Raw genomic sequence first — 853 nt, 5'->3', positions numbered from 1 at the left:
TCCGTCACCAGGCCGCCGGCCTCCTGCACCATCAGCGCCCCCGCGGCGATGTCCCAGCGGCTGAGCCCCAGCTCCCAGTAGCCGTCCAGCCGGCCGCAGGCCACGTAGGCGAGGTCCAGTGCGGCCGATCCGGCCCGCCGGATGTCGCCGGCATGTTCCATCGCATCCGCGAACATCCCCAGGTAAGCGGGCTTGTGCCCGGGGTGACGGAAGGGAAAGCCGGTGCCGAGCAGTGCGCCGTCGATGCTGCCCCGCTCGCGCATGCGGATGCGCCGGCCCTCGAGGGTTGCGCCGCCGCCGCGGTTGGCGGTGAACAGCTCCTGGCGTACCGGGTCGTAAATCACCCCCGCCTCCAGCTGTCCGCGATGGAGCACGGCGATGGAGACCGCGAAATGCGGGAAGCCGTGAAGGAAGTTGGTGGTGCCGTCGAGGGGGTCGATGAGCCAGACATAGTCGGCATTGGCCTCGCCGCCGCCTTCCTCGCCGATGATGGCGTGGTCCGGGTAGGCGCGGCGCAGCGTGGATACGATCTCGCGCTCGGCCATGATGTCCACGTCGCTGACGAAGTCGTTCGCCCCCTTGCTCTCCACGCGCACGCGGTCGAGCCGGTCGAGGTTGCGGACAATGACGTTACCGGCGCTGCGCGCGGCGCGCACAGCGATATTCACCATCGGATGCATTGGGGATCGCCTATTCCGGCCAGCAATGGACAGCCGTAAAGCATAACAGCAATAATGCGCGCCTGTCCTGTCCGGAGCCAGCGGGGATGCTCGATTACGTTCAGGTGCTGCTTGTCGGCACCACCCATCCCGGTAACGTCGGCGCCGCGGCGCGGGCGCTCAAGACCATGGGC

At 68.2% G+C, this 853-nt stretch carries 1 protein-coding gene and 1 pseudogene; one reads left to right on the top strand and one right to left on the bottom strand.

Going from position 1 to position 853, the window contains the following annotated elements; genetic code table 11:
- Positions 1-680: inositol monophosphatase family protein (locus tag G7A99_RS21960; protein WP_163144090.1), on the bottom strand; the 680-nt coding region annotated here is incomplete at its 3' end.
- Between the two features lie 86 nt (positions 681-766).
- Between G7A99_RS21960 and G7A99_RS26025 the strand changes: the two are divergent.
- Positions 767-853: pseudogene (locus G7A99_RS26025) on the top strand (tRNA (cytosine(32)/uridine(32)-2'-O)-methyltransferase TrmJ); the annotation flags it as partial.

The organism is Arhodomonas sp. KWT (genome assembly GCF_010993615.1).
This window is presented reverse-complemented; position numbering and strand designations above follow the sequence as displayed.